The organism is Flavobacteriales bacterium, from assembly GCA_016779995.1.
GTDB lineage: Bacteria > Bacteroidota > Bacteroidia > Flavobacteriales > UBA7312 > UBA8444.
Map to the genome: position 1 here is coordinate 1 of JADHMO010000013.1, position 22,945 is coordinate 22,945.

At 36.1% G+C, this 22,945-nt stretch carries 20 protein-coding genes, 1 tRNA gene and 1 other RNA gene; 11 read left to right on the plus strand and 11 right to left on the minus strand.

The window, feature by feature from the left end:
- Window positions 1-58: 58 nt before the first annotated feature.
- Window positions 59-136: transfer RNA gene (locus ISP71_07520), tRNA-Pro, on the minus strand.
- A 91-nt stretch (window positions 137-227) separates the two neighbouring features.
- On the opposite strand from ISP71_07520, the gene ISP71_07525 reads away from it, so the two are divergent.
- The 3 genes from ISP71_07525 to trxB are packed head-to-tail and all read left to right on the plus strand — an operon-like array spanning window position 228 to window position 4,700.
- Complete coding sequence (locus tag ISP71_07525) at window positions 228-2,570, plus strand: TonB-dependent receptor (protein MBL6663935.1); 2,343 nt, start codon at window positions 228-230, stop codon at window positions 2,568-2,570.
- Between the two features lie 6 nt (window positions 2,571-2,576).
- Window positions 2,577-3,722: a DUF4249 family protein gene (locus tag ISP71_07530; GenBank protein MBL6663936.1), complete on the plus strand. Its 1,146-nt coding sequence runs from the start codon at window positions 2,577-2,579 to the stop codon at window positions 3,720-3,722.
- 39 nt (window positions 3,723-3,761) lie between these two features.
- Window positions 3,762-4,700, plus strand: coding sequence for a thioredoxin-disulfide reductase (trxB, locus tag ISP71_07535; protein ID MBL6663937.1), 939 nt, complete (start codon window positions 3,762-3,764; stop codon window positions 4,698-4,700).
- Between the two features lie 4 nt (window positions 4,701-4,704).
- On the opposite strand, the gene ISP71_07540 is transcribed toward trxB, so the two are convergent.
- On the minus strand, window positions 4,705-5,637 hold the full coding sequence (locus tag ISP71_07540) for a hypothetical protein (protein MBL6663938.1): 933 nt from the start codon (window positions 5,635-5,637) through the stop codon (window positions 4,705-4,707).
- 40 nt (window positions 5,638-5,677) lie between these two features.
- Window positions 5,678-5,973: RNase P RNA component class A (gene rnpB, locus ISP71_07545), an RNA gene on the minus strand.
- A 33-nt stretch (window positions 5,974-6,006) separates the two neighbouring features.
- Here rnpB and ISP71_07550 point away from each other — a divergent pair.
- Window positions 6,007-6,387, plus strand: coding sequence for a RidA family protein (locus ISP71_07550; protein ID MBL6663939.1), 381 nt, complete (start codon window positions 6,007-6,009; stop codon window positions 6,385-6,387).
- Window positions 6,384-7,259: a T9SS type A sorting domain-containing protein gene (locus ISP71_07555; protein ID MBL6663940.1), complete on the plus strand. Its 876-nt coding sequence runs from the start codon at window positions 6,384-6,386 to the stop codon at window positions 7,257-7,259. The genes ISP71_07550 and ISP71_07555 overlap by 4 nt, the downstream gene beginning before the upstream one ends.
- Window position 7,260: 1 nt before the next feature.
- On the opposite strand, the gene ISP71_07560 is transcribed toward ISP71_07555, so the two are convergent.
- Entirely contained in the window at window positions 7,261-9,366 is a 2,106-nt protein-coding gene (locus ISP71_07560; GenBank protein ID MBL6663941.1) for an HDIG domain-containing protein, read from the minus strand.
- Between the two features lie 101 nt (window positions 9,367-9,467).
- Here ISP71_07560 and ISP71_07565 point away from each other — a divergent pair, with 101 nt between their 5' ends.
- The 4 genes from ISP71_07565 to ISP71_07580 all read left to right on the plus strand — a co-directional run bounded on the left by ISP71_07565 (window position 9,468) and on the right by ISP71_07580 (window position 13,371).
- A complete protein-coding gene (locus ISP71_07565) occupies window positions 9,468-10,646 on the plus strand; it encodes an acetyl-CoA C-acyltransferase (GenBank protein ID MBL6663942.1) in 1,179 nt (392 codons plus the stop codon).
- 65 nt (window positions 10,647-10,711) lie between these two features.
- A complete protein-coding gene (locus ISP71_07570) occupies window positions 10,712-11,476 on the plus strand; it encodes a C40 family peptidase (protein ID MBL6663943.1) in 765 nt (254 codons plus the stop codon).
- 62 nt (window positions 11,477-11,538) lie between these two features.
- Window positions 11,539-12,630: a trypsin-like peptidase domain-containing protein gene (locus tag ISP71_07575; protein MBL6663944.1), complete on the plus strand. Its 1,092-nt coding sequence runs from the start codon at window positions 11,539-11,541 to the stop codon at window positions 12,628-12,630.
- 75 nt (window positions 12,631-12,705) lie between these two features.
- Window positions 12,706-13,371, plus strand: a complete 666-nt coding sequence (locus ISP71_07580; protein MBL6663945.1) for a hypothetical protein — start codon at window positions 12,706-12,708, stop codon at window positions 13,369-13,371.
- 199 nt (window positions 13,372-13,570) lie between these two features.
- Here ISP71_07580 and ISP71_07585 read toward each other — a convergent pair whose 3' ends face one another.
- Genes ISP71_07585 through rlmH form a run of 3 tightly spaced genes read right to left on the minus strand, consistent with a single transcriptional unit; the run spans window position 13,571 to window position 16,772 of the window.
- On the minus strand, window positions 13,571-15,676 hold the full coding sequence (locus tag ISP71_07585) for a S9 family peptidase (GenBank protein ID MBL6663946.1): 2,106 nt from the start codon (window positions 15,674-15,676) through the stop codon (window positions 13,571-13,573).
- A 43-nt stretch (window positions 15,677-15,719) separates the two neighbouring features.
- Window positions 15,720-16,298, minus strand: a complete 579-nt coding sequence (locus tag ISP71_07590) for a non-canonical purine NTP diphosphatase (protein MBL6663947.1) — start codon at window positions 16,296-16,298, stop codon at window positions 15,720-15,722.
- On the minus strand, window positions 16,299-16,772 hold the full coding sequence (gene rlmH / locus ISP71_07595) for a 23S rRNA (pseudouridine(1915)-N(3))-methyltransferase RlmH (GenBank protein ID MBL6663948.1): 474 nt from the start codon (window positions 16,770-16,772) through the stop codon (window positions 16,299-16,301).
- Between the two features lie 61 nt (window positions 16,773-16,833).
- On the opposite strand from rlmH, the gene nadC reads away from it, so the two are divergent.
- Window positions 16,834-17,673, plus strand: a complete 840-nt coding sequence (nadC, locus tag ISP71_07600) for a carboxylating nicotinate-nucleotide diphosphorylase (GenBank protein ID MBL6663949.1) — start codon at window positions 16,834-16,836, stop codon at window positions 17,671-17,673.
- A complete protein-coding gene (locus ISP71_07605) occupies window positions 17,674-18,609 on the plus strand; it encodes a YihY/virulence factor BrkB family protein (protein MBL6663950.1) in 936 nt (311 codons plus the stop codon).
- Between the two features lie 54 nt (window positions 18,610-18,663).
- Here the strand turns inward: ISP71_07605 and ISP71_07610 are convergent, their stop codons facing one another.
- The 4 genes from ISP71_07610 to rocD form a co-directional block, all read right to left on the minus strand.
- Window positions 18,664-18,984 carry a DsrE family protein gene (locus tag ISP71_07610; protein ID MBL6663951.1) on the minus strand — a complete coding sequence of 107 codons (321 nt, stop codon included), beginning with the start codon at window positions 18,982-18,984 and terminating at the stop codon, window positions 18,664-18,666.
- Entirely contained in the window at window positions 18,984-21,143 is a 2,160-nt protein-coding gene (locus ISP71_07615; GenBank protein MBL6663952.1) for a TonB-dependent receptor, read from the minus strand. Before ISP71_07615 ends, ISP71_07610 begins: the two co-directional genes overlap by 1 nt.
- A gap of 61 nt (window positions 21,144-21,204) precedes the next feature.
- Complete coding sequence (locus ISP71_07620; protein ID MBL6663953.1) at window positions 21,205-21,690, minus strand: hypothetical protein; 486 nt, start codon at window positions 21,688-21,690, stop codon at window positions 21,205-21,207.
- Window positions 21,691-21,708: 18 nt separating this feature from the next.
- Entirely contained in the window at window positions 21,709-22,935 is a 1,227-nt protein-coding gene (rocD, locus tag ISP71_07625) for an ornithine--oxo-acid transaminase (protein MBL6663954.1), read from the minus strand.
- Window positions 22,936-22,945: the final 10 nt, after the last annotated feature.

The window sequence follows — 22,945 nt, forward strand, 5'->3', positions numbered from 1 at the left end:
AAATCAATAAATTAAAAAGGGATTTGTGATCAAATCCCTAGAAAATGGAGTAAAAATGTGGTCGGGATGAGAGGATTCGAACCTCCGATCTCGCGCCCCCCAGACGCGCACTTTAACCGGACTAAGCTACATCCCGAAATTAAAACTCAATTGTTATCGAATATCAAAACGAACGAATACCAAATTGTTTTAACTTTGCAAAAATAAAATTCCATTCATTATCCACAATGAAAAAGTATCTTTTATCACTTGCCTTATGTTTGTTTGCATTGACCAATTTTGCTCAGAAAAAATACACGCTTAGCGGTTACGTAAAAGACAACGAAACAGGAGAATACCTTATTGGAGCTACCATTTACCTCAAGGAAAATTTAAAAGGCGTGTCAACTAACCAATACGGCTTTTATTCGCTTACTGTTGATGAAGGAAAATACACTGTAGATTATTCATTTTTGGGCTTAACTAGCCAACAAAAGCAAATCAAGCTAGATAAAGATATTAGAATTAATGTTGCTCTTGAACCCAATGCCATCGTCACTTCAGAAGTAGTAATAGAATCCGAAGGTGCAGACAAAAACGTGCAGTCAACTAATATGAGTCAGGTAAAAATAGACGTTAAAAACATCAAAAAATTACCTGCTTTTATGGGAGAGGTAGATGTCCTCAAAACCATTCAACTGCTACCTGGGGTACAATCTTCAGGGGAAGGTAGTTCTGGCTTTTATGTTCGTGGTGGTGGTCCTGACCAAAATCTAATTTTATTGGATGAAGCCACTGTTTATAACGCCTCTCACCTGTTTGGTTTTTTCTCGGTATTCAATGCAGATGCTATTAAGGATATCAACCTCATTAAAGGTGGTATGCCTGCCCAATATGGTGGGCGTTTAGCATCAGTACTAGACATCTCTATGAAAGAAGGAAACAGCAAAAAGTTTGAAGTAGATGGCGGTATAGGTCTTATATCATCAAAACTTACCTTACAAGGACCTATCAAAAAAGATACCAGTTCGTTTATCCTTTCTGGTCGAAGAACTTATATAGATGTATTGGTTAATCCTCTTATTAATGATACTTCAGCATTCAAAGGAACGGGCTATTACTTTTTTGACTTAACCTCTAAAGTAAATTATAGAATTTCTGATAAGGATAGACTCTTTTTGAGTGGTTACTTTGGTAGAGATGTATTTACTTTCAGAAATGCTGACCGAGGCTTTAAATTCGATATCCCTTGGGGAAATGCCACAGCATCTATGCGTTGGAATCATTTATTTAACGATAGGCTATTTGTCAATACATCGGTTATATTTAGTGATTATCAGTTCTCTTTCGGAGCAGAACAAAATGACTTTGAATTTAAACTCAATTCGAGTATTACCGATTGGAATACAAAAATTGATTTTTCCTATCTACCCAACTACAAACACAACATAAAATTCGGTTCTCACTTTACCTACCATACTTTTATTCCAGGTAGTGTAACAGGACGTTCTGGAGAAGTCGTTTTCGAACCTGAATCCATTTTCAAGCAATATTCCAACGAAGGAGCACTTTATGTATCTGATGATATTGAAGTTACAGAGGATTTAAAAATTCAAGCTGGGCTTCGATACAGCAGTTTTCAGTTTGGTGGCCCAGTAACTGTACGAAACTACTTCAAGAACGAATTGACTGGTGATACTGCCAATCATCACAGACATTTGGAGCCTCGCCTTTCCATGAGGTATAAATTGAATAAAAGCAGTTCGGTTAAAGCTTCATACACTCAAAATTACCAATACATTCATCTAGCATCATTGTCTAGTGTTTCTTTACCTACTGATTTATGGGTACCTAGCACCAAAATTGTAAAACCACAATATGGAAGACAATTTGCAGTCGGTTTATTCAAAAATTGGAAGGACAACAAATGGGAAACTTCCATTGAAGCCTACCATAAAAAAATGGATAACCTCATAGAATACAAAGAAGGGGCATTACCTGAAGATAATACTAATACAGCCTCTGACGAATCCTTTACATTTGGTGATGGTGAGTCTTACGGCTTGGAGTTTTTTATCAAAAGAAGATTAGGGAAAACCACTGGCTGGCTAGGTTATACCATTTCAAAAACAACACGTTACTTTGAAGAATTAAATAATGGTATTGGCTTCCCTGCCAAATACGACCGAACGCACGATTTATCCTTAACAGCTACTCACGAACTGAATGAAAACTGGGTACTATCGGCTGTCTTTGTTTATGCTACTGGAAATACATTAACTCCAGCTCTTGACAGATACATCATTGATGGGGATATTTATACCGAATTTGCCGATAGAAACAGCTATAGAATGCCAGCCTATCACCGCATGGATTTGTCAGCAACGTACACTAAAAATAAAGCTAACAAACGTTTTAACTCCTCGTGGAATTTTTCCATTTACAATGTTTATAATAGAGCCAACCCCTACTTCATTTATTTCGATGTGGAAGGTGATGGAAATTTAACAGATGGTGGTTTAGAACCTAAGGCTTTTCAGATATCCATATTCCCAATTATACCATCTGTAGCTTGGAATTTTAATTTTTAATTCAATATGAAAAAGTTAATCTATTACATATTACCTCTTTTACTACTTAGCAGTTGTGAAAAGTTTTTTGAATTTGAACAAGAAGTTGGTTTTTCTCAAGAAAGTACAGAAACTAAAATTGTTGTTCAGTCCGTCATTCAAACGGGCTATCCAGCTTATGCTATCGTAACAAAAACTCAACCATATTTCTCGGCAGTAACTGACGAAACTATAAACGAACTATTCGTAACTGATGCTAACATACAAGTATCCAATGCTGAAGGACAAACTGTTGAACTTGTTAATATAAACGATATTCCTGCGTTTGGCATTGAAGAAATTGACGCAACCTTAGACTCTATAGCAGCTTTGTTTCCGGGTTTTTACATTGAATGGCCATTCGATATCATCTTATCCCCCCCCTACAATACTATAGCCAAGTCAGGAGAGCGTTTTAATATGACCGTTGTCGTTGATGGTGATTCTCTTTTTGCCACAACTACTATTCCTAATGAACATCTTATGGATAGCTTATGGTTTGAAATTGACGAGTTAGCACCACGACCCAATCTAGGTAATTTTTGGTTTCACTATTCAGACCCCGATACTTTGGGCAATACCATAATGATAGAACATAAACGTCTAGCTCACACTAAAGAAGTTTTTTGGGGGGACAATCCACCACAAGGAACAATGCCTAATTCTTTTACCGTCAAGCAAACTAACGACCCTCTTTTTGCAAAGGCACTTTGGGGTTTTGTTAGAAATGATTTTGAAGGTCTTAACGGCACTTCTTTCGACACTTATTTTCAAAGAGGTAATTTAAGTTCTACTCTCTCAGCAACTTTTGATGAGGTAATTTTCGAACAAGACGAGGAAGGCTATTTCAAAGCTGGACAAACTCTGCTAGAACACGATAAAACTGTTTACCCCGACACCGTATTGGTGAGAATGAGTCAAATAGATAATAACTCCTATTTGTTTTGGCGTTCTGTAGATTATCAAGCTAGTAGTAATGGCAATCCTTTTGCAGAACCCATCAACTTGCAATCGAATGTATCTAACGGATATGGTGTATTCTATGGACAGGCTGCCGTTTACTACAAACTTATTGCCAAAGAAGACACTACATATATTGAAAGATACTACCCACTTATCACAGAAATATTATAAATTTGCAGGCTAAATATTGACCATTAAAAAAACCTCTTTATGTCGGAAGAAATAGAAAACATTGAAGTCTTAATTATCGGCTCTGGACCTGCAGGATATACTGCTGCTATATATGCCGCTCGTGCTGATTTAAAACCTGTTGTAATACAAGGATTGCAACCTGGCGGACAGCTAACAACCACCACAGAAGTTGATAACTATCCTGGTTATCCAAACGGTGTAGATGGCACTAAAATGATGGAAGACTTCAAAGCTCAGGCTGAGCGTTTTGATACCGATACTCGATGGGGAATGGTTACTAAAGTGGATTTTTCTGAAAGACCATTTAAAGTGGAGATTGATGGCAACAAAAATGTGTTAGCACAAACTGTAATTATTGCAACAGGAGCTTCTGCCAAATGGCTTGGCATTCCTGATGAAGAAAGACTAAATGGTTTTGGTGTTTCTGCCTGTGCCGTTTGCGATGGTTTTTTCTATAAAGGTCAAGAAGTTGTAGTAGTTGGTGCTGGTGATACAGCAGCTGAAGAAGCTACCTACTTAGCTAAGTTATGTACTAAGGTAACTATGTTAGTTCGAAGAGACGAAATGAGAGCCTCTAAAGCCATGCAGAAAAGAGTATTTAAAACGGATAACATTACGGTACTTTTCAACCACGAAACTAAAAGCATTAATGGTGAAAAAGGTGTTGAAAGTGTAACTGCTTATAACAACCAAACTAAAGAAGAAACGGTGATTCCTGCAACTGGCTTTTTTGTAGCCATCGGACACAAACCAAATACCGACTTATTCAAAGGTCAATTGGATATGGACGATAATGGTTATTTGATAGTGGAAGCTGGAACATCTAAAACTAAGATAGATGGTGTTTTTGCTGCTGGTGACGTAGCAGACCATGTGTATCGTCAAGCCGTAACTTCTGCCGGAACTGGCTGTATGGCAGCACTAGATGCAGAGCGTTTTTTAGCTGCTCAAGATTAAACTTCTAGTCGGTAATTATAAAATCTGAATTCCAGAGTTTAAATTCAGCAATCTCAGGCTTATTAAAAGGTATATCCCAATATCCTTTGTAATTGATATAGCTCGGAATAAGTTTGTCCTGAACATAGCCCATCTCGACATCTACCGTCACGTTCAAATCAATTAGCCAATAATCGTATTGCATAATATACTTTCTATACACTACATTAAAGGTGCTTCTATCAAAATACGATACTAACTCTCGAATAAGAACTTCTTCTTGCTCGTCTTCGCTAAGGTCACTTTTCATACGACACACAAACTCATAACACTCCAAAGTATCTTTATAAGTCTTTTTAGAAATGATGTAGTCGTAGTATTTTTGCATAGACTCGTCAAAAACAGCAAGTTTTTCTTTTTTACTACCAGATTTCTCTACTTCTACAGAACCTGGATTAAAAATGATGACTTTAGCATCTCTTTCATTTCTTTCGTTTTGGCTATCACCATCTTTTGACTCCTCTTTTGAGCTGTATTTACTTACCTCCAAAGTGTCTTTTGGAAAAAAAATGTAGTCAAAAAATTCTGGTGTATAGTATCGGTATTTACCTCGTCTATTGTAAATTCTTCCATCATTAAACGAAGAATCTACTTTAACTACAAGCTTATTATCTGCCACCTCATAATGCCCTTGACGATACAAAAATCCAACCGAATTATTATTGACGTCAAAAACCTCCAATTCACTAGAGTATTGATGAGGATAATAGCGCAAGTTTTTAAACCCTTGATAAAAGCTAGTATCAGATTTAACGTAGTCAACAAAATCTTCAACACTAAAACCAGCACTAACCGCCGACACCATTACAGAATCCAACATCACGGACTTGACTATACCATCTTGTGCCGAAAGAACTGAGCTACACAGTGCAAAAAGAATACAAAACCACTTTCTCATACAACAAAACTATATAAAAAAAAGCTGCCCACGAGGGGCAGCAGGTAGTAATTCATAAGCCGGATTCTGTTCTCTTTCGAGCTTCATCATTTATCTACGCTAGCTATTACTAACTAGCTTGAGCTGCCTACCCCCCGAGATTGAACGAGCAGTCCCTGTTCTCGGTATACACGACATTGCACCGCATAGAGTTTACCTGGTTTCACTACAGCCGAACTGTACTTGCTTTCTGTTGCACTGGTCCTCACCTTACGGTGGACGGATGTTATCCGCTATGCTGCTCTATGGTGTCCGGACTTTCCTCTTAAAGTTATAAGCGATGAAGTCCATTACTACTATGGCAAAAGTAAAAAATACTATCTTAGTACAATGAAAAAAGTGATTTATACAAAAAATGCACCTGAGGCTATAGGTCCATATAGTCAAGCTATACTATCTAACAACACCTTATACACCTCAGGTCAAATTGCTATAAATCCTATTAATGGCGATTTGATAATGGATTCTATTACAAATGAAACCCACCAAGTCATGAAAAATCTACAAGCAGTTTTAGAAGCCGCTGAAATGAATTTTTCCCATGTTTTGAAATGCACTATCTTTTTAAAAGATATGAATCAATATGCAGACATCAATTCAGTATATGCAGAGTACTTCGATGAAGCCCCTCCAGCACGAGAGGCCGTTCAAGTTAGTGTATTACCCAAAAATGTAAATGTGGAAATATCTCTAATAGCTCATAAATTATGAAAAGAAGACAAGCCTTAAAATCGTTCATTAGTGCCTCTATCCTACCCTTTTTACCCTTCAAACAGTTGTTTGCTCAAGACGAATGCATTACTACAGATGATATACTAGGCCCTTACTTTATAGAAGGAGCACCAAACATTAGCAATATAGCTCCTGCTGTTAGTGAAGTACCACGATTATACATTACTGGCACTGTTTACGCTAAAGATTGTGTAACGCCTATTCCAAATGCTCTAATAGATGTATGGCAAGCCAATAATGATGGTGCATATGAAGATATAGACTACAGAGGTAAAATCTATACCGACGATGCTGGAAATTACGCTTTTGAAAGTATTCAACCCGGTAAATACTTAAACGGAAGTTATTACCGACCAAGTCACATACATTATAAGGTAGTCTATAAAAACAATCCTGAGTTTGTCACCCAATTATACTTTGAAGGTGATACCTCCCTAGACATTGACCCCTGGGCTTCTGACCCCTCAGCAGTAGATAGAATCATACCTTTGACTGTTGATGACAATTCAAATTTAAATGGTGTTTTTGATATTTATCTTGACGTTGATATAGCAACAGTAAATACCATAGACTACAATAGAAACGATATTGCTAGTAAGATACTATCCATTGCCCCTAATCCCATTTTAGAAAATTTTGAACTTAGTTTTTACTGCAACAATAAGTCGGAAGTTAGTATTGATATATGTGATGTTATGGGACGTAAGGCAACAACATTGTATCAAAGTAGCTGCAACAAACAATTGCATCAAATACAATTAAAAAAGCCCAATCTAAAAGCTGGGCTTTATGTTGTTCGTTTGGCTGTTGACGGTAGAAAAGTAGATGCTAAGCGAGTGCTTATTCCTTAAATCAGTACTCCACCCTCACGTGGTGTATGCTCTGTAATTTCTTTTTAAACAATTTCTTTATCTCCGTAATGGATTTCATAGTAATATCGGCATTCACAAATTGTTCGTTGTCTATTTGAGTATTGATGATACTCTCCACTAACTTATCGATATTTTCTAAAGTTGGTGACTTTAAACTCCTGGCAGCAGCTTCCACTGAGTCGGCCATCATCAGAACGGCAGTTTCTTTGGAGAAAGGTTTAGGGCCAGGGTAAGTAAATTTTTCCGCAGCCTCAATCTCATCAGGAAAACTCGCTACATACTGCTTATAAAAATAGCCCACCATAGTAGTACCATGATGTGTCCGTATAAAGTCTATCAGTTCATCAGGTAAGTTATTTTCTTTAGCTAAACTAATGCCATTTTTTACGTGCTTAATAATAACGTCAGCACTTTCCTCAAAACTCAAATCATCGTGGGGGTTTATTCCAGAAATTTGATTTTCTATAAAAAATTGAGGATTCTTCATTTTACCAATATCGTGATATAAAGCACCAGCTCGTACCAACAAAGCATTACCTCCAATTTCAAGAATTCCTTCTTCGGCTAGATTAGCCACTTGTATAGAGTGTTGAAACGTACCGGGTGCTTTTTGAGCCAATTCTCTCAATAATGGGCTATTGGTGTCTGACAACTCTAACAGTGACATATCAGATACCAAAGAGAACGTTTTTTCAAAAGCAAATATCAAAGGATAAGCAAATAAGGTCAGGGCACCATTTCCAGCAAACCAAACAAAATTCATCCAATCGATATTATCAACACTACCCTCTTGAGTGAGTGCCATAGCGAAATAAGCAACAAAATAAATAGCGATGATTTTAGCAGCAGAAACAAAGAGCTGAGCTCGTTTATACATCTGTAAAACAGATAAAATGGATACAATTCCAGCCATTAACTGCAAATAGATAAACTCAAAGCTATTAGGCACAATAAAGCCAATAATGATGATAGCTATTAAATGAGTAAACAAAGCTAAACGTGTATCAAAAAAGGCTTTCATAATGATGGGTAACAAGCAGAAAGGCATTAAAAAGATGAGCTTGTTACTTGCCATTAAAGAAAGAGAACCCATCAAAACCATTAAAACGATAAGAGTAAGAATAAAAGTGATTTTCTTATTATCGTTGAATACATCAATCCTAAATTGTTTGAGAAATAAGAATAAAATCAAAAAAGCCACTAATACTAATAAGGACTGTCCTAAACTCAGCCAGTTTTCTGAACCATCTTGCCAATTTTCACCTTCATATCGCTGACGATAAGATTCTAATTCTTGAAAATTACTTTCAGTAACTAATTCACCTTGTGAGATAATTACCTCGCCACGTTGAACCATGCCTAAGCCCTTAGAAATAGCTTTCAGTTCACTATTCAACATTTTAGATGTAGCATCTTCGTCATAAAAGACATTTTGCTTGAGCATTTCTAATATCAAAGGTGCTAAGAAATTGGATTCTTCCTCGGAAATATTTTTTAGTTCATAAGCCTTTTTGGAAGCTGTTTCTATGGTGTACAACTCTCCTAAAGGAACGAGCTTACCAACATTATCTTTCATTACAATAAGTTCATAATCGGCTTCCTTAAATTCAATATCATCAACCATTTGAATGATACCAGTTGTGTACAAGTCTTTAAGAACCTTCAAACCATAATCGGCTAATTTTTCCTTCTTTGTTTTATTCTTCTTCTTTTTATTGAGGTTAAAAAAAGTAAAACGAGCATCTTTAGACACCTTTTTATCAGTAGACCATTTTTGCTCAAAATTGGATATAAATTCTTCGGCTTTGATATCATACACCGATTCATCCAATACAAAAGTTAGCTTGATGTTGTTACGCAATTGCTCCTGCTCATCAACCAACTGTTCGTTAGATTTGTAAACAGGGAAATCATAAGGAGCGATTAAGGTTTCGTGCATCCAAGGCTTGCCCTTTTGAAACTCAAACTTAAAAGATGCTTTGTTAGGAAACATCCATACAATAAGAATGGTTGCCAGAAGGAAAACAACAACTTTTTGAATTTTAAAGTAATTATTCCTTATTTCAGAAGGGAAGTTAAATCGCATATCGCCGACTAAAATACCAATAAATAACAAGTTTACAAACCTACTTTACTACATCATTTTATTTAACTTCGCAGCTTAGTATCCAAAAATTAAAAATAATTATGAAAGAAGTAGTTATCGTATCGGCCGTAAGAACTCCAATGGGAAGTTTTGGAGGTAGTTTATCAAGTGTTTCTGCTACAACATTAGGTGGCGTTGCTATAAAAGGTGCATTAGAAAAAGTCAGCCTATCAGCAGATAAGGTAGATGAAGTTTATATGGGTAATGTACTCCAAGCCAACTTAGGTCAAGCTCCAGCACGACAAGCCGCTATGGCCGCTGGTCTCTCTCAAGAAGTACCTTGCACGACGATTAATAAAGTATGTTCTTCAGGTATGAAATCCATCATGTTAGCCACACAAAGTATAATGTGTGGTGATAACGATATCGTCATAGCTGGTGGTATGGAAAATATGTCTAGCGTACCTCATTACTTCGCTAAAGGAAGAGATGGTCAGAAGCTAGGAGATATGAAGTTAATAGATGGCTTAGTAAAAGACGGACTAACGGACGTTTACAATAAAGTACACATGGGAAATTGTGCCGAATTGTGTGCTAAAGAGATGAACTTTAGTAGAGAACAACAAGATGCCTTTGCTATTGAATCATACAACAGAAGTGCTAGTGCATGGGAAAATGGCAAGTTTAAAGACGAAGTTGTTCCAGTAACAGTACCTCAAAGACGAGGAGATGACCTCATCGTATCTGAAGATGAAGAATACAAAAATGTAAAGATGGATAAAATTCCTAATCTACGCCCTGTATTCGATAAAGATGGTACAGTAACTGCGGCCAATGCATCGACCCTAAATGATGGTGCCGCTGCTCTATTACTTATGAGTGCCGAAAAGGCTAAGGAATTAGATCTAAAACCTTTAGCTAAAATACGTAGCTATGCCGATGCAGCCCATCAACCAGAATGGTTCACTACTGCTCCTGCTAAAGCCTTACCCATTGCCTTGGATAAGGCCAATCTATCTACTAGCGATGTAGATTACTTCGAATTAAACGAAGCGTTTTCTGTAGTAGGACTAGCCAACATAGAAAAATTAGGGCTTGACGCTGCTAAGGTAAACGTCAATGGTGGTGCAGTATCTTTGGGACACCCACTAGGTTGCTCAGGAGCACGAATTATCGTTACTCTATTGCATGTTCTTCAGCAAAACCATGCTAAAATCGGAGCAGCAGGAATTTGCAACGGTGGTGGCGGTGCATCTGCTATGGTTGTAGAAATGATTTAAACGCCAAAGAATTAATACTAAAAGCTCACTTTAATAAGTGGGCTTTTTTTTTACTTTTGTCTTAGATGAAATACGGAATTTCAGAATTAGCAATAGTACCTATACGTGCCGAAGCATCCGACAAAGCAGAGATGGTCAATCAAGTTCTCTTTGGCGAACATTTCAAAGTATTAGAATCTCGAGTAAAATGGAGCAAAATACGTTTAGCACACGACAAATACGAAGGTTGGATTTGCAACAAACAGTGGTCAGAAATAGACAAAAACACCTACGAGGAACTTGAACGTCATGACCCTACCCTAACTACCGAATTGTTAGATATGGTAGTTAAAGACACCCATCAAACTGTACCTTTGGGTAGTACACTCCCGTTTTACCAAGAACATCAGTTTCAAATAAACGATAATGTCTACAGTCATCAAGGAGAAAGCACAACAGGCTATAAGGACAAAGCTATGATGGTGGATAATGCTATGCTATACCTCAACACACCTTATCTGTGGGGAGGCAGAACACCTTTTGGAATTGATTGCTCTGGTTTTACGCAGATGATTTACCGTTTGCACGGAAAAGAAATTCCTAGAGACGCCTACCAACAAGCAGAAATTGGAACAACACTTAGTTTCATAGAAGAATCAGAAGCTGGTGATTTAGCCTTTTTCGATAACAACGAAGGCAAAATTATTCACGTTGGCATCATCTTGGAGAATAACTTCATTATTCACGCCTCTGGAAAAGTGCGTATAGACCGACTCGACCAACAGGGCATCTTCAACGCCGAAGAACGCAAACATACCCACAAACTCAGGCTCATTAAAAGCATTCTATAATTTCTTGGGTTTTTATACAATAAATTGAACACTCAATTTGTTTATATCAAAAATCAATAATTATGAAGAAATTAACCATTTTTGCTTATCTGGTTTTAGGAGGCGTTCTCTTTCAGATAACACAAGCATTTATAGATAACAAGGTATTCGCAAACACATCATTTTTTGTAACTACTAAAAACAAATCCAATACACAAACAGATTTCACTTATGCCGCCGAAAAATCTCTTGAGGCAGTCGTACACATCAAATCCAAAATTATGGAAGATGAATACTATCGATATTATCACCCTTTTTTTGGTCAAGGCTATTACAACCAACCAACCGAGAAAGTAGCTAGTGGTTCTGGAGTCATCATTTCAAAAGATGGATACGTAGTAACAAATAAGCACGTTATTAATGAAGCTGAAGAAATAGAAGTCGTGCTCAACGATAAACGCAGTTATACAGCAGAATTATTAGGCACAGATCCTAATACCGATTTGGCATTACTAAAAATTAATGCTCAAACTTTGGAACACCTTACTTTTAGTGATTCGGATTCCATCAAAGTAGGCGAATGGGTTTTAGCAGTAGGTAATCCATTTAACCTTAACTCTACTGTAACAGCTGGCATTGTCAGTGCCAAAGCAAGAAGTATCAATATATTGAACAGAAGAAATGGCATAGAATCCTTTATACAAACCGATGCTGCTATAAATCCTGGCAATTCGGGAGGAGCTTTAGTTAATACCAATGGTGATTTAGTCGGCATTAATACAGCCATACAATCCAATACAGGTTCTTATACAGGATATGGATTTGCTATACCTGCCAATATGGTTCAGAAAGTGGTCTCTGACCTCAAAAATTATGGTGAAGTCAGACGTGCCTACATCGGCATTCATATTGCTGACATTAACCAAGAAATGGCTAAAAAACTAGCTTTAAACGGCGTGGAAGGTGTTCTTATAACTGATGTACTAAAAGATGGTGCTGCCAAAAAAGCTGGAATTGAAAGCTACGATGTTTTGATTAGCATCAATGATGTCGAGGTAAATAGTGTCAGTCAATTACATGAACAAATTATTAAATTTAGTCCTGGTGACGAAATAATTTGCCAAATTAAACGCAATGGAAATTTACAGACTATTGAGATTGAGTTAGAGAGTTGAAAAGGTGTTCATAAGTTTATAGAGATTAATATTTAAAAAAAATATATTTTCACAATAACAAATACATTTTAACCTATGAACAAATTCATCTGTTTATTTCTATTTGCTCTACCATTAATAGGCAAAGCTCAAAACACACATACCATTTACGCATCAGACTACAATATTTTTTCACCTAGCGAACTCACAATCCAAGTGAACGATACTGTGTATTTTGAAAATTTATCTTCTCATAACGCCGTTGAAGTGAATGAGGAAACCTATAATAACAATGGAACTACATCAAATGGTGGCTTTTCACTAGAAGATGATGGCTACGTCGTATTTAATGAAGCTGGCACTTATTTTTATGCTTGTACACCCCATGTAATGATGGGAATGAAAGCTTACATCATTGTCGAAGGAGAAAGTAATCCACTGACCCATACAATTGATGACTACACCATAGAGTTATCCGATATTTCGTCAGTTTCTGACTTTTATCAAAACACCTATTACAACGCTTTAGAAGCATGTGATATTAGTTGGCAAATTGTGGAAGCCGAAATGCCGAATGAATGGGAATTTTCTATTTGCTTTCCTAGTTGTTATGATCCAGGAGTTATAAGTGGAACCGCCAACTTTTCAGCAAGTACTAATCAGTATTTAAATTGCCATTTTTACCCCAATAATACAGCTGGTCAAGGTGTAGTAAAAATGGAAATAACCACTAATTCAACTACCATAGATACAGTGGTATAGATAGGAACTGCTGTTGAATCAACAAATCTAGGAACTTACCATCTTTTAAATACTGATGAAATTGAAGTTATTTAGCTTAGATGGAAGAAAAGTCGATCAAATTTTAACTAATTCATCCGTATTTATTCGCTATAAATCGGGCTTAGTCAGGAAATATCACAGAATAGACTAAAAATGTTGAGTTTAGAATTTTATCAAATTATTTCTTAAACTCATCAACCCCCATATTGTAAAGGGTAAATGCCATTATATCCGCCGATTGCTCTATTTGCTTAGAAACGGGTGTTCCTGCACCGTGTCCGGAATTGGTTTCTATGCGTATAAACACAGGATTATCTCCTTGGTGTTTGTCTTGCAATTCTGCAATAAACTTAAAAGAATGTGCTGGTACTACCCTATCGTCGTGGTCGGCTGTAATAACTAAAGTAGCTGGATAATTAAACCCTTGCTTAACGTTATGTACTGGCGAATAGCCTTTCAAATACTCAAACATTGCTTTAGAATCGTCTGAAGTACCATAATCGTATGCCCAACCTGCACCTGCCGTAAATTTATGGTAACGCAACATATCTAAAACTCCTACTGCTGGTAAGGCTACTTTCATAAGGTCTGGGCGTTGTGTTATAGTAGCCCCTACCAATAATCCACCATTAGAACGACCATCGACAGCTAAATAATCACTAGATGTAATATTTTCTGAAATCAAATATTCAGCTGCTGCTATAAAGTCATCAAAAACATTTTGCTTATTCATTTTAGTTCCAGCATTATGCCATTCTTTACCATATTCGCCACCACCTCTAAGATTGGCAACTGCATATACTCCTCCTTGCTCTAACCATACAGCTCTACTGATACTGAATGAAGGTGATAAACTCACATTAAAACCTCCGTAGCCGTACAAGATGGTCGGATTAGCGCCATCATAGTTGATTCCTTTTTTGTGAGTTATAATCATAGGTACTTCCGTACCATCTTTAGAAGTATAAAAGATTTGTTTAGATACAAAATCGGAAGAAACAAAATCTATACTAGGCTCCCAATACAATTCTGACTGACGGCTTTCTACATCGTATTTATAAATAACACTTGGCGTATGATAGTTTGTAAAACGATAATACAGTTCTTTTTCTTCTTTTCTAGAAGAAAAGCCACCGCTACTTCCTACACCTGGCAATTGAATCTCTCCCAAATTATGACCTTCAGTATCAAACTGATAAACTTTAGAAATGGCATCAATCATGTAATGTGCAAAGAAAAAACCTCCACCAAAGCTAGGGCTAAGAACATGTTTTGTCTCAGCAATAAAGTCTTGCCAATGCTCGACTTGGGGGTTTTGAAATGATACAGTTACTACTTTCTTATTAGGTGCATTTCTGTTGGTAACAATATAGAGTAAATCGCCCTCGTTGTGCAAAACATAACTATCGCTATCGTAATCATTGACTATGTTTATGATAGGCGAATTCTCTTGGTTCAAATCTTTAATAAAAAGTTTGTTGCCACTAGTAGATGTTGAAGCAGAGATAGTCAAAAAACGACCGTCCTCACTAACTCCTCCCCATACATAACGGTATTTTTCTGTAGCACCAAAGACAACTTTATCATCTCTTTGAGGAGTCCCTAGCTGATGGAAATACAGTTTGTGTTGGTCTGTCATAGCGGATAACTCACTTCCCTCTGGCTTATCGTAACTGGCATAATAAAACCCTTCATTGCCTTTCCAACTGACACCACTAAATTTGATATCGACCAAAGTATCTTCGATGATTTCCTTAGTTAGTGCGTCAATAACGATAACACTTCGCCAATCGCTACCACCTTCAGAAATGGCATAAGCTGCCAAGCTACCGTCAGGGGAAAAACTTAATGAACTTAAAGAAACTGTACCATCATCAGAAAAAGAGTTTGGATCTAAAAAGACTTCTTCCTCATTATCCTTTTCTCTATAAACAACGTATTGATTCTGTAAACCGTCATTTTTATAAAAATAAGTGTAATCACCTCTTTTGAATGGGGCAGATAATTTTTCATAATTCCATATTTCTGTCAGTCTTTCCGTCAAAGCATTTTTGATAGGTATCTGATTGAGAAAATCGAATGTCACTTCATTTTGCTGCTTTACCCATTGGGCTGTTTCTTCACTTAAATCGTCTTCTAACCAACGGTAATTGTCTACTACCTCAACACCAAAGTAGGTATCAATAACTTCTTTTTTTTCAGTCATAGGATATTCTTTCATTGAGATTTTAGATTGACAAGAGGCAAAAACTAAGAGTATTGCTAAAAAATAAGTTGTTTTCATGTGTGTAAATTCTGTTTTCACAAATATATAAATTCCGATTTTTTTAAATCTTCTTTTTTAAGAAAGCTATAAGCTCTTTGACAGCTAACCCCCTGTGGCTAATTTCATTTTTTTGTTGGATAGACATTTGTGCAAAACTTTCATCAAAACCATCGGCTAAAAATATAGGGTCATATCCAAAGCCTTTATCGCCCCATTTTTCAGGAATAATCTGACCTTCTACCATTCCCTCGAATTGAAACTCTTTACCATCAATTACTAGAGAAATTATGGTACGGAAACAGGCATCTCTGTTCTCTTGCCCTTTCATTTCGGCCAATACCTTTTGCATATTATCTTCAGCAATACATTGTTCACCAGCATAACGTGCCGAATACACCCCGGGACGACCATCTAAGGCATCTATTTCTAATCCAGTATCATCAGCAAAGCAATTGTAACCGTAGTTGTCAAAAACATAAAAGGCTTTTTGAGCGGCATTATCTTCCAAAGTATCCGATGTTTCAGGCAGTTCTTCATGACAATTGATATCTTTCAAACTAAGAATTTCAATGGAAGAGGGTACTAGCATACGTATTTCAGCAAGCTTATTGGGATTGTTGGTTGCAAATACTAATTTCATTTATTGATGATGATAGGGTTCGTTATTCAGAATACTAAATGCTCGGTAAACTTGTTCGGCAAAAAATGGGCGTATCATCTGATGTGAAAAAGTCATCTTGGATAAAGCAATTTTAGAAGTCGCTTTGTTATAAATCTCAGCACTAAAACCATAAGGACCACCAATAACAAACACCAAGCGTTTTATACCTGTATTCATTTTCTGTTGCAAAAAATTAGAAAAAGATGTAGAATTAAACTCCTTGCCTATTTCATCTAACAAAATAAGTGTGTCGGTATTGTGCACTTGCTTTAGGATTAACTTACCCTCTTGTTCTTTTTGCTGACTTTCAGATAAGTTTTTACGGTTTTTTAAGTCAGGAATAATCACAAATTCAAAAGAGATATAGTGCTTCAAACGGTTAGAATATTTGTCTATTCCCTCTTGCACCCAACTTTCATCGGTCTTTCCTATTGCTATTACTACTATTTTCACCAAAAAAGTTTTGTAATTTGCCACAATATTAGTCATTTTGTTGGATAGAAAAACACCCTCAATGAAAGAAGAATTAAATGCCTTCATAGAATTCGCCTTAAAAGAAGATGTCCGTGATGGCGATCATACTTCTTTGGCATGCATTCCTTCTACGGCTTGCGGCAAAGCCCAACTACTTGTCAAAGAAAATGGAATACTTGCTGGTATGGAGGTTGCTCAGGCTATCTTTGAAAAAGTCAATCCAGATATTCAATTTTTTCCCTTAATGCAAGATGGTGAAAGTATGACTATTGGCGATGTGGCCTTTATTGTGGAAGGGCCTTCTTCTTCCATTCTAACTGCCGAAAGACTCGTTCTCAATTGTATGCAACGCATGAGTGGCATTGCCACCAAAACACAGCATATTGTAAAATTGTTAGAAGGGACTAAAGCACAAGTACTAGATACTAGAAAGACAACACCGGGTATTCGTTTGCTCGAAAAATGGGCGGTTAAAATTGGCGGTGGTGTCAATCACCGTTTTGGATTATACGATAAGATGATGATAAAAGACAATCACATTGACTTTGCAGGTGGTATTGAATCAGCCATAGAAAAAGCCATAAACTACCAAAAAGACAAGGGAATAAAAATACCTATTGAGGTAGAAGCCAGAAACTTAGAAGAAGTCAATGAAATTTTAAGAGTTGGTAATATACAACGCATCATGCTGGATAACTTTAGTTATGACGATACACGTATTGCTGTAGAACAAATTGGAGGACGTTTTGAAACTGAAGCCTCTGGAGGAATAACCGAAGAAACTATAAGAGAACATGCCCTCTGTGGAGTAGATTTTATTTCTGTTGGTGCATTAACACATTCTGTCAATAGCTTAGATTTAAGTCTAAAAGCCTTTTAAATGAAACTTAAAGAACATCTGTCATTTCTAGTAGATTGGAGCAAGCACATTGTTTTGCCTGGCTTTAGTGGTATGAATCTTTATGATGTGACACATTTTTTTATTGAAGGACTTGAAAAAGGTGCTATCACTACCCGAGCGTCTTCAATAGCTTTTAACTTCTTCTTGGCTTTATTTCCAGCCTTGATATTTTTCTTCACTCTAATTCCCTACATTCCTGTAGACAACTTTCAAGAAATACTATTAGGACTTTTAGGAGAAGTATTACCACCAAGCACTAACGAATCGGCATTCACCACTATAACTGATATAATTAATCACCCAAGAGGCGGTCTACTGTCCTTTGGTTTTTTAATGGCTCTGTATTTTTCCACAAATAGTATCAACTCACTTATGGAAGCCTTTAATAGTTCCTATCATATTTCTGAAAATAGAGGTATGTGGAAGCAACGCCTCATAGCACTAGGTCTAACATTGATGTTATCATTCATGCTTATTGTAGCCGTTGCTCTCATTGTTTTTACACAATTTGCTAGTAACTACTTTGTAGACTTAGGGATTCTTGAACAAAGTGCTGTTACTCTTATGGTTATCGGAAAATGGATTATACTATTGGCTTTTTTATTCGGTGGATTATCGGTATTATTTCAGTACGGTCCGTCTAAAAAAACACATTGGAGTTTAATCTCACCTGGCTCTATTATAGCTACACTTTTTATTGTTTTAACGTCAACTGGCTTTGGCTTATATATCGATCATTTTGGTCAATACAACAAACTCTATGGCTCAATTGGTACGCTAATTGTCATTCTGTTATGGATGTACTTTAATGCTATTGTAATGCTCATTGGCTTTGAACTCAACGCTAGTATTTATAGTGCCAAAGAACACATTAAATCATCGTCTTTTATCAATTTTTTCCAAAAAAATCAATAAGGATATCAATAGCACAATAGCTACTATACCCATCATTATTTTGGCAAACAACATCTAGAAGGTAACGGTTTTGTCGCAATCTCTTATTAATTCATATAAATCTTTCATAGTAGATAATGGGCATAATTCCGAACTATCTTGTTGTCTGAGATTAAGGCAAGTACCACAAGCCAAAATCTGACCGCCATTATCTACAAAAGATTGGGCTAAGTCAATAATCGGAAACTTTTCCGAATGAAGGGATTCATACTCTACCCCACTCGCTAAAAGAAAAAGACGAACCTCGTCTTTTTCTTTTAATGAGAAGTTAGCCAAACGAAAAGCGTTAAAAACAAGCTCTGCATCCGTACTATATATTATTAATCCTAGTTTCATCAATTGATTTTTAAACGAATACCTGTATAAATTAAACGACCCATAACAGGTGCCCATATAATAGACGCGTCAAAATTACTGCCAAATGGATCATCGCCCCCAAGTATAGGATTTTCTTGCTTATAATTCAACAGATTTTCACCACCTAAGTATATGTCCAAAGTTTTAAACTTTTTAGTGACTTGACTATTTATCACATAGAATGGATCTGAAACCGTTTTATTGTCTTTAATAAGTGGGTGGTATGGAATTCTACTTTCTCCGATATAATTCCAAGTAGCATCAAACATCCATTTATTGATATGATCTGTAGCATATGCAAAATTAATTAAGGCTCTATTTTCTGGCACTAAAGGAGTTTTCATCTTTTCGCCATCATAAGTAGAATAGACTTGGTTAATTTTATAAGCGAGTTTAACATCAAAACGATCAAATAATTCATAATTAAAATCGAATTGAATACTGTTTGAATAAGATTCACCATCTAAATTATAAAATCGTAGTTTAGTAGGGTCTTCTATATCTACTATCACTTGATTTTCAAAATCTGTTCGGTATGCATCTGCATTGAATGATGCTTCTCTTTCAAAAAGTTTAAAACAATGCGTGAAGTTAACACCATAATTCCAAGCCACTTCAACACCCAAACTATCTTGTATTTCAAACTCTCTAGAGGATGCAAAATAAGAGGTATTTTCAGCAATAGGATTAGCTACTCGCATAGCCTTTCCTGCAGATAGCCTAACGACTGTTTGTTCTGAAGGATTATATTTTAAATTTAAGCGTGGTAAAAATTCAAAACCGTGTGTATTGTGATAATCTCCACGAATACCTGCAACAATTGTCAATTCAGAAGGTGAAGTATAACTGTACTCTGTAAAAATACCGGTTGTCAAGTCAACTCTATCAAAATTAGTAGATTCATAATTTTCGGTGTATCTATCGGCATAATAGCTTATCCCATATTTTAGCGAATGATCTGTTGTAGAAATATAAGTTTGACCTATTAGATTTAAAAATGCACTTTCTTGTAAGGCATTGTAATCGGTCAACCCAAACTTTATAGCTTGGTCGTGTCTTCTAAAAGCCGTTTGCAATCCGACACTCTTTCCTATTTTATCAGGCATTTTCAAACCTGTTTTACTATTAAACTCCAAAAGTGTGTTATCTATAAGTACTTTATAAGGATTACTAATTGAACGAATTTGCCCACCTTCTCGTTCATCAACAAGTACACGACCAACTAGATTAATTCTATAACTTTCCGTTTCTGTAAGCCAACGGTTCAGAACATTGACAGATTTAATATGGGGCATGTCCAAAAATCCATTTTCATTTTCGTCAACTTCTTTACTGTGATAGTTTATACTAGTAAAGAGATTAGAAGTCCATTTACCTGTTTTTTTAGCAAACTGCAGGTTATTTTCAAATTTATTCTCTGAATTGGTATAAAAATTCCAATAAATCTTATCGGCATTTTCAGGTTTAAAATATTCTAAGTTGATTTGACCAGCAAAAGACTCAAAACCATTTATTACTGAACCAGCACCTTTTATAATCTGTATAGACTCTATCCATGTACCTGGCACGTATGTTAAACCATAAGCAGAAGAAAGCCCTCTTATCAATGGAACATTTTCTTGGGTTATTTGTGTGTAAATACCATCCAATCCTAACATTTGAATTTGCTTGGCACCAGAAACAGCGTCAGTAAAAGAAACATCAACAGTAGCATTAGTTTCGAAACTTTCCGAAAGATTACAACAAGCCGCTTTTTGAAGCTCCTTACTAGAAATTTTTTGCACTTGTAATGGATTAACCATAGACAATTCTGTGGTATTGACTTTTGACTCAACAGTCACTTCCTTTATATCTACTGACTCGCTAAGCGATACCGTTAGAAAAGATTGGTTTTTTACCTGAATAGTTTTTGGTTGAAAACCAATATAAGTTACCTTAATATTAACTGGCAACTTATCAACTTGTAGTTTAAACTTACCGTTTACATCGGTAGTTGTCCCTATTGTTGTGTTTTCTACAACTATGTTAGCTCCTATAAGAGGTAATCCATTTTGATCGTTTATTTTTCCATTGATATTGCCCTGTGCATAAATAAACAAAGCACTAATTTGAAAGGCTATTAAAACTATATATTTCATAATTTAATTATTGATATTAATACTATAACTTAAGCTGTTAAGATTTTAGCTCAGTCAATAATCAAATTCTAAATACTTGAAAAAGTGCTAACTGTTGAGAATAGGTTTTGGGAGGTGGTAAATCAAAATTATACCAAGATAAATGTGAGTAGTAGCTTAGAAGTTCTTTAATGCCTATATCTCTAACAAAAGCTTGCACAAATGATGGAATAGATACAGGTTCATTAACAGGAGTATCAAACACAAATGATACTAAACGAACATCTAAAAAACAACAGCAACAAGAGGCAAGAATATTACATTTACAAGATGAAATTCTCTCTACCTCATTTACAGGTTCTGTCGAACAACAAACCACTTTTTCTTGTTCTACTGGCTCTGTCTCGCAACAAGACATTGCTTCTTGACAAATATTATCAGACTGATTTATTACTGATATAATATCTGATTTATGAGAATGATTAAAGATTACTGGAATACCAATAGCACCAACCAGCATAAACAGGCATAAAAGGTGGCTAATGATATGTTTTGCGATCTTATTCACTTTGTAAAGTTACAAAATTTATTTTTCAAAAGATTTTATAGTGTTTTCTATGATATTGACACACTCTAAAAGCTGTTCTTTAGTAATGACCAATGGTGGAGCAAAACGAATGATATTTCCATGCGTAGGCTTTGCTAAAAGTCCATTATCCCTTAATGACATACACATATCCCAAGCTGTTGAACTATCTTCTGTATCGTTGATTACTATGGCATTTAACAGCCCTTTTCCTCTAATTTTTGAAACGATATTCAAATGACCTAAACGTTGCTGTAATTCATCTCTGAAAATATGACCCAATTCCTCAGCTTTTTGGGCTAAATTTTCATCAATTACAACTTCAAGAGCTGCTTGAGCTACTTTACATGCCAAAGGATTTCCCCCAAAAGTAGAACCGTGTTCGCCAGGCTTAATGCATAACATCACATCATCGTCAGCTAAAACAGCAGAAACAGGTAATACACCTCCTGACAAGGCTTTTCCTAGAATTAAAATATCAGGTCTTGCGTCTTCAAAATCACAAGCTAACATTTTACCTGTTCTAGCAATACCCGTTTGAACTTCATCAGCTATAAACAAAACGTTATACTTTGTACACAAAGCACGAACACCTGCTAAATACCCTTGGTCAGGGACAACAACACCTGCTTCACCTTGAATAGGTTCTACCATAAAAGCACAAACGTTAGGGTCTTTTAATTCCCTTTCTAAAGCATCTAAGTTGTTGTATGGTATTAAATCATAACCCGGCATGTAAGGACCAAAACCTTTGTAAGATGTAGGGTCATCAGAACTAGAAATAGCGGCTAATGTTCTCCCCCAAAAATTGCCTTTTGCAAAAATAATACGTGCTTTATTTTCAGCAATTCCTTTTTTCATATAACCCCACTTACGAGCTAATTTATTAGCTGTTTCTCCACCTTCAACTCCTGTATTCATAGGCAGAACCTTATCATAGCCGAACAAATGGGTAATGAATTTTTCATATTGACCAAGAATATCATTGTGAAAAGCTCTAGAAGTAAGCGTCAAAGTTGAGGCTTGGTCCGTAAGTGCTTTTATAATTTTAGGGTGGCAATGGCCTTGATTGACAGCCGAATAGGCAGACAGAAAATCAAAATATTGTTTTCCTTCAACATCCCAAACATACACACCTTTACCTTTTGATAAAACAACAGGTAGTGGGTGGTAGTTGTGAGCACCATATTTTTCTTCTATTTCAATGAGTTCTTGTGATGAGTACATATCTTGTAAT

Bases quoted from the DNA above. Each gene is read 5' to 3' on its own strand.
- ISP71_07565 (MBL6663942.1), top strand. From the start codon at position 9,468: ATGAAAGAAGTAGTTATCGTATCGGCCGTAAGAACTCCAATGGGAAGT.
- trxB (MBL6663937.1), top strand. From the start codon at position 3,762: ATGTCGGAAGAAATAGAAAACATTGAAGTCTTAATTATCGGCTCTGGA.
- ISP71_07605 (MBL6663950.1), top strand. From the start codon at position 17,674: ATGAAACTTAAAGAACATCTGTCATTTCTAGTAGATTGGAGCAAGCAC.
- ISP71_07585 (MBL6663946.1), bottom strand. From the start codon at position 15,676: ATGAAAACAACTTATTTTTTAGCAATACTCTTAGTTTTTGCCTCTTGT.
- ISP71_07540 (MBL6663938.1), bottom strand. From the start codon at position 5,637: ATGAGAAAGTGGTTTTGTATTCTTTTTGCACTGTGTAGCTCAGTTCTT.
- ISP71_07530 (MBL6663936.1), top strand. From the start codon at position 2,577: ATGAAAAAGTTAATCTATTACATATTACCTCTTTTACTACTTAGCAGT.
- ISP71_07525 (MBL6663935.1), top strand. From the start codon at position 228: ATGAAAAAGTATCTTTTATCACTTGCCTTATGTTTGTTTGCATTGACC.
- ISP71_07550 (MBL6663939.1), top strand. From the start codon at position 6,007: ATGAAAAAAGTGATTTATACAAAAAATGCACCTGAGGCTATAGGTCCA.
- ISP71_07590 (MBL6663947.1), bottom strand. From the start codon at position 16,298: ATGAAATTAGTATTTGCAACCAACAATCCCAATAAGCTTGCTGAAATA.
- ISP71_07615 (MBL6663952.1), bottom strand. From the start codon at position 21,143: ATGAAATATATAGTTTTAATAGCCTTTCAAATTAGTGCTTTGTTTATT.
- ISP71_07560 (MBL6663941.1), bottom strand. From the start codon at position 9,366: ATGCGATTTAACTTCCCTTCTGAAATAAGGAATAATTACTTTAAAATT.
- ISP71_07580 (MBL6663945.1), top strand. From the start codon at position 12,706: ATGAACAAATTCATCTGTTTATTTCTATTTGCTCTACCATTAATAGGC.
- ISP71_07555 (MBL6663940.1), top strand. From the start codon at position 6,384: ATGAAAAGAAGACAAGCCTTAAAATCGTTCATTAGTGCCTCTATCCTA.
- ISP71_07575 (MBL6663944.1), top strand. From the start codon at position 11,539: ATGAAGAAATTAACCATTTTTGCTTATCTGGTTTTAGGAGGCGTTCTC.
- ISP71_07570 (MBL6663943.1), top strand. From the start codon at position 10,712: ATGAAATACGGAATTTCAGAATTAGCAATAGTACCTATACGTGCCGAA.
- rocD (MBL6663954.1), bottom strand. From the start codon at position 22,935: ATGTACTCATCACAAGAACTCATTGAAATAGAAGAAAAATATGGTGCT.
- nadC (MBL6663949.1), top strand. From the start codon at position 16,834: ATGAAAGAAGAATTAAATGCCTTCATAGAATTCGCCTTAAAAGAAGAT.
- ISP71_07610 (MBL6663951.1), bottom strand. From the start codon at position 18,984: ATGAAACTAGGATTAATAATATATAGTACGGATGCAGAGCTTGTTTTT.